Source organism: Aquimarina sp. I32.4, from assembly GCF_002924285.1.
Classification (GTDB): Bacteria; Bacteroidota; Bacteroidia; order Flavobacteriales; family Flavobacteriaceae; genus Aquimarina.
Genome location: NZ_PGUB01000180.1, coordinates 1 through 5182 on the forward strand (window position 1 = coordinate 1; position 5182 = coordinate 5182).

The following is a 5182-nucleotide window of genomic DNA, read 5'->3' on the forward strand; positions in this document are numbered from 1 at the left end:
CACTGTTTACCAAACAATTTGATAAAGCGTTCTATTAGTGCGATACGTTCCCCACTATTGGAATTTCCTCTTTTGTCTAGCATGGTAAAGAGCAGAGGAAAAGCTACACCTTGATAAACAACACCTAACATAAATATATTGATATTGGCTTGTCCAAATTTCCAATTGGTACGATCAATAGTTAATTTTACTTTATCTTGTTTGGGTAATAAGTTAAACACCAATTTGGCAATCAAATCAGCTTCCAAAGTATACTCAGCGATAAAACGTTGAATACGTCTTAAAGAAGAACTAGTGTTAGCTGTAGTGTCAAAAGCATTTGCCAATTTATCAAAGGTTACAGATTGTACTTTACATAAGCTACTAATAAAAAGTGCTATTAGCTTTATGCGAGCTAGATTTATTTTTCCTTGAAAATGAGTATTGAGAACAGAAGTTAATTCACTATTTTTAGTGACAGCATTGGTTTTCTCCATTAGATAAATAGGTCGAATTATTCATCTAATATATTGAAAATCAATGCTTTATCATAATAAAGCCATGCGTATTTTACTAATAATCAAGTAATTATATTTTTGTCATGTACTGTGGTAAATCCTTCAAAAAATATAAAACAATAGAAAACGATCAGATTGAAATTATTTTTGAAGATGATTCAACAGCTAATGCACAATGTCTTATAGGAGCAGATGGTATAAACTCTAAAGTGAGAACACAACTTTTTCCAGAAAGTAGATTGAGGTATTCAGGACAAACATGCTGGCGAGGTGTAGCAGCATATAAAATAAATTCAGATTTTAACCACAAAGGAGTAGAAATGTGGGGAGAGCAATTGCGATTTGGGATTTCTAGACTAGAAGAAGGAAAAGTATACTGGTTTGCTGTAGCTTTAAGCGAACCCAACCAACAAGATGACAGATCGATATTAAAGAAAAAACTACATGACATGTTTATCGATTTTCATCCAGAGGCACTTAATCTTATACAAAACACACCAATAGAAAAAATTATCAGAACAGATTTAAGTGAACTCCAAATTCTAGACACATGGTATCAAGACAATATATGTCTTATAGGTGATGCCGCACATAGTATGACTCCAGACCTCGGACAAGGAGGAGGACAAGCCATAGAAGATGCGTTTTACCTTTCTAATATGATTTCAAAAAATAAAGATATAGCAAAAGTATTTGCAGAATTTTATCAATTACGCTATCAAAAAGTAAATCAAATAGTAAAAAAATCTTGGGGAACGGGAATTATTGCCAATATCAAATACGGTAAAAGAATCAGAAATTTTCTTTTTAGAAGCATTCCCGATAAACTACTAAAAAAGCAAATGATCAAAATGTATCGTATTGATAAAACCATAACAAATGTATAAATTGAAATCATTCAAACTTTTCACTTAAAAACCAAAAAGTATAAAAGAGCGCATTGTTAACTACAAGTAATTACAAACATCTAGCTTATTCTTTTTTGATGACAGCGTTCTGTTTGAAATAAAAAAACTACTTTGAGGTCATAAACGTAATATCCAAATGGAGAAACTAAACCGATTAATGATCAATATCTGTTCAGATGATCTTGTAAAAAGTAAAGAATTTTATATAAAACTATTTGATTTTAGAGTTGATTATGATAGTGAATGGTTTGTGCATTTGGTATCAGAAAATAATAATTTAGAAATAGGGATCATTGATGCGATAAGTGAGATTGTTCCAAAAGATATTCAAAACCAACCTCAGGGAATGTATATAACATTTGTAGTAGAAAATGTGAATAAAGTATTTGAAAAAGTAGAGGCAGAGAAATTTCAAATAGTTGAACCACCCAAAGATACCTTCTATGGTCAAAGGCGATTTTTATTAAAAGACCCTAATGGAGTAATAATTGATATATCCGCACCTATTCGCGATTTTGAAGTTTAAGAACAAGTATTATAAAAAGGAGGGTTTAATTTATAAATGTATCTTTGGCTCTGTAATCTATCAGCAGTACTGTCTATAAAGGTAATAGAGAAGCCAAGTGGTATGATGATTTTACGTATAATTGTTAGATATTCCATTTTATAGTATATATCCATGAGTACTACCAAGAAAAGAAACATATCTGTTTTAGGTCCCGATAACTTTACAGGTATACAATTGAAAGAACCTGCGACCTACGCTGCTGGATTACCAGCAGTAAAAGTTGCACTTCAGCATGTTTTTAAAGAAATGGGAGTAGTAAAATCTATGAATGTACTCTCTAGAATGAACCAAAAAGAAGGATTTGACTGCCCAGGATGTGCTTGGCCAGATCCAGATAAACCATCAAAATTAGGTGAGTACTGTGAGAACGGAGCAAAAGCAATAGCAGAAGAAGCCACCAATCAAAGAGTAGGGAAAGATTTTTTTGCAAAATATTCTGTAGAAGAATTATCAAACTGGTCAGATTATCAAATAGGTAAAAGTGGAAGGTTGACAGATCCTATGATCCTAAAACCAGGAAGTATCTATTATGAACCCATCTCATGGCAAGAATCCTATGAATTAATAGCAAGTGAATTACATAAATTAAATTCACCCGATGAAGGAGTATTTTACACCTCAGGTAGATCCAGTAATGAAGCAGCATTTTTATATGGCCTTTTTATACGAGCATTTGGAACAAATAATATGCCTGATTGCTCTAATATGTGTCATGAATCTAGCGGAGTAGCATTAAGTGAAACATTAGGAATAGGAAAAGGATCAGTCAAACTCGAAGACTTCGACAAGGCAGAAGTAGTAATGGTAATTGGGCAAAATCCAGGAACCAACCATCCTAGGATGTTATCAGCCTTACAAAAATGTAAAGAAAACGGAGGAAAAGTAATAAGTGTTAATCCATTAGAAGAAGCAGGATTAATACGATTTAAAAATCCACAAGAAGTCAAAGGAGTGTTAGCTTCAGGGACAGCACTTACAGATATACACCTTCAGGTAAAAATAAATCAAGACGTTGCCCTTTTGAAGTTGATCATCAAAAAACTGGCAAAACTAGATAAAGAAAAAGGCAATGTATTTGATCATACATTTATAGAAACCTATACTCAAGGATATGAGGAACTCCTTGCAGATACACAACAATACTCAGAAGAGGAACTGCTAGTACAGTCAGGAGTAGCAGAAAATCTGATAAATGAAACCGTTGATCTATTAGCAAACAATAATAAGATCATTATTTGCTGGGCAATGGGATTGACACAGCACAAAAACGGGGTAGATAATATAAAAGAATGCGTAAACCTATTATTACTTAAAGGTAGTTTAGGAAAACCTGGAGCAGGAACATGTCCCGTACGAGGACATAGTAATGTACAAGGAGATAGAACCGTTGGAATTATGCATCATGTCTCAGCTGCATTAAACACCGCAATAGAAAATACTTTTGGATTTACACCCCCAGATAAAGAAGGGCTAGATACAGTACACGCTATAGAAGCGATGTATGAAGGTAGAGCCAAAATATTTATTGCCTTAGGAGGGAATTTTCTATCAGCAGCATCAGATACAGAATATACAGCACAAGCATTACAAAATTGTGATCTTACAGTAGCTATTAGTACAAAACTCAATAGATCACATTTGGTTACAGGCAAAACAGCCTTAATACTCCCAACCTTAGGGCGCTCAGAGTTAGATAGTAAAAACGGTAAACCTAGATACTTTACAGTAGAAAACAGTATGGGTAAAGTGCATCAATCCAAAGGATTGTTAAAACCCGCTTCAGATAATTTAAAAAGTGAACCAGAAATAATAGGAAAGATTGCAGACGCTTATTTCAAAACAGAACACAAAGTAGACTGGAAAAATCTAAGTGAAGATTACGAATTAATCAGAGATAAAATTCAACAAGTCATCAAAGGATTCGATGATATTAATAATAGGTCCAAAGGATCAGGGTTTTATTTGCCAAATAATGTGAGAGAATTAGACTTTAGCAAGCTCCCCAACCAAAAAGCACAGTTTAGCATATGTTCTTTATCAAACCATAGTATAGGAGAAGACGAGTTTTTATTAATGACCATTAGATCACACGATCAATTCAATACCACAATATATGGATTGAATGATAGATATCGGGGAGTGTTTAATGAGAGAAGAATTATCTTGATGAATCAATCAGACATGGATAAAATGTCTTTGAATAAACTAGATGTAGTTAATTTGATAAGTCATTATGATAACAAAGAAAGAAAAGCAGAGAATTTTCTGATACTACCTTATAATATACCATCAGGTAATCTAGCATCATATTTCCCAGAAACCAATGTTTTGATTCCTTATAATCACTATGCAGATAAAAGTAATACGCCGATAAGTAAATCTGTGGTAGTAAAGATAGAAAAGGTGTAGTGTATAAAACAGTGTGTTTTTTTCAAGTCGTATAAGAAACAGTTATCAAAGCGACCTATCCAATAACAAAAATTATATGTAAGAAGTAATATAATTAAGACAGGTAATTGGCTTTAATTATAAAGTAACGAGAGGTGTCAAAATTTATTCAGAAAAAGAATAATACATTTTACTCTATAATAAGGAGAGTTAAAAAGCAAGCGCCTAATACAATTTCTTACTATATGACGAGTATACGTAACAATGATCTTTTCTCAAATATATAGAACACCCTAACTTGGGTCTACAGTCATCAGCTATGTTTTTCATTAATAAGATATGATGTTTTCTTTTTATTTTAGTTGTAACTATTTTTATTTCAGCGTTTTGTTAATTTATTATAAATAAACTGCAAATTTTATGTTATTAATTAGATAAAAGGTTGTAGGTTTGCACCCGCAAAACGGGGTATTGTTTTGCAAGTTCATTGAGATATATTTTGATTTAAAAGAGGTTTGAGAAACTTTTAAGATTACTAAAAAAAAGTCTTGTCAGAACAAAAAAAGGTTGTAGGTTTGCAACCGCAAAACGGAGCAGTGTTTTGGTTAGTTCATTGAGATAGATTTTGATTTAGGTTTAAGAAAAAAGAATTAAAAATAAATCAAAAAAAGCTTTGCGGGATAATAAAAGGTTGTATATTTGCAGCCGCTTAGAGAAACAAGTAAAGTTTATTAAAAGATTATACAGGAGTAAGGCACGTATTATAAGTGTTTATAAGGTTCGATTCCTTATTGATTAACAAAGAGCTAGTGGCGAAGAAG

3 protein-coding genes and 1 pseudogene are annotated in these 5182 nt (G+C 32.4%); 3 read left to right on the forward strand and 1 reads right to left on the reverse strand.

The window, feature by feature from the left end; all coding sequences use genetic code 11:
• Positions 1-476 (reverse strand): annotated as a pseudogene (locus CVD18_RS21385) (IS4 family transposase); the annotation flags it as partial.
• A 104-nt stretch (positions 477-580) separates the two neighbouring features.
• Between CVD18_RS21385 and CVD18_RS21390 the strand changes: the two are divergent.
• From CVD18_RS21390 to CVD18_RS21400, 3 genes are all read left to right on the forward strand, one after another.
• Positions 581-1384: an FAD-dependent monooxygenase gene (locus tag CVD18_RS21390; protein ID WP_103867502.1), complete on the forward strand. Its 804-nt coding sequence runs from the start codon at positions 581-583 to the stop codon at positions 1382-1384.
• Positions 1385-1541: 157 nt separating this feature from the next.
• The gene (locus tag CVD18_RS21395) at positions 1542-1931 is read left to right on the forward strand and encodes a VOC family protein (protein ID WP_103867503.1); all 390 of its coding nucleotides are present in this window, start codon (positions 1542-1544) and stop codon (positions 1929-1931) included.
• A gap of 153 nt (positions 1932-2084) precedes the next feature.
• A complete protein-coding gene (locus tag CVD18_RS21400) occupies positions 2085-4382 on the forward strand; it encodes an FdhF/YdeP family oxidoreductase (protein ID WP_103867504.1) in 2298 nt (765 codons plus the stop codon).
• Positions 4383-5182 lie beyond the last annotated feature (800 nt).